Genomic DNA, 1,290 nt, shown 5'->3' on the forward strand with positions numbered 1-1,290 from the left:
GTCGTCGACGCCTGAATACTGACCCCCTGACGGCGGGTCAAGGATGACCCCTCCGAGTATCAGGAGGGTGTTGAACGTGGAGGACTGGGCGGAGATCCGCCGGTTGTACCGGGCCGAGCAGATGCCGATCAAGGCGATTGCCCGGAAGCTTGGGATCTCGAAGAACACGGTCCGTCGTGCTGTGCGGTCCCCGGAGCCGCCGAAGTACGTGCGTAAGCCTGCGGGGTCCATCGTGGACGTAGTAGAGCCGCGGATTAGGTTGCTGCTTAACGAAACCCCGGAGATGCCGGTGCCGGTGATCGCCGAGCGGATCGGTTGGACTCGGGGGTTGACGGTGCTCAAGGACCGGGTCCGGGAGCTGCGGCCGCAGTACCGGCCGGTCGATCCCGTGTCGCGGACCACCTATGTGCCGGGTGAGCTGGCTCAGTGCGATCTGTGGTTCCCGCCGGCGGACGTGCCGTTGGGTGCGGACCGGGTGGCGAGGCCGCCTGTGCTGGTGATGGTGTGCGGCTATTCGCGGTGGCTGATGGCCCGGATGATCCCGTCGCGGCAGGCGCATGACCTGATCGGCGGGCATTGGGCGCTGCTGTCGCAGCTGGGTGCGGTGCCCCGCGCTCTGGTGTGGGACAACGAGTCCGCAGTCGGGCAGTGGAAGGCTGGGAAACCGGTTCTGGCCAAAGAGTTTCAGGCCTTCCGCGGCAGTCTCGGGATCAAGGTGGTGCTGCTGCGGCCCCGCGACCCGGAGTCGAAAGGCCTCGTCGAGCGGGCCAACGGCTATCTGGAGACCTCGTTCCTGCCTGGACGCAGCTTCACCTCGCCGGGTGACTTCAACGGCCAGCTCGGCGAGTGGCTGGGGCGAGCCAACCAGCGTCACCATAGGTTGTTGGAGTGCCGGCCGATCGATCGCCTCGGCGCCGACAAGGCCGCCATGCTCGCTTTGCCGCCGGTCGCGCCGAGCTTGGGCTGGCGCGCCACCACCCGACTGGGCCGCGACCATTGGGTGCGGGTGGAGACCTGCGACTACTCGGTGCACCCGGCGGCGATCGGCCGCCGTGTCGAGGTCGTCGCCGATCTGGAGACGGTGTCGGTGACCTGCGGCGGGCAGCTGGTCGCCCGCCACGCCCGGTCGTGGGCGCCGCACCAGACCATCACCGACCCCGACCACGCTGCTGAGGCCGCCCGGCTGCGCCGCGCACACCTGAGCGTCGTTGGCCGCGTGGCCGGCCGCGCCGGTGCCGAGGGCGTGCAGCAGCGGGAGCTGGCCTCCTACGACCGGATCTTCGGCATCGA

General features: G+C 69.1%; 1 protein-coding gene. It reads left to right on the top strand.

Annotated elements, in window-relative coordinates; all coding sequences use genetic code 11:
• Positions 1-67: 67 nt before the first annotated feature.
• Positions 68-1,290 (top strand): IS21 family transposase (gene istA, locus DM816_RS41915; RefSeq protein WP_211589094.1); only part of this gene is annotated, 1,223 nt, incomplete at its 3' end.

This window comes from Allorhizocola rhizosphaerae (assembly GCF_003426775.1).
GTDB classification, from domain to species: domain Bacteria; phylum Actinomycetota; class Actinomycetes; order Mycobacteriales; family Micromonosporaceae; genus Allorhizocola; species Allorhizocola rhizosphaerae.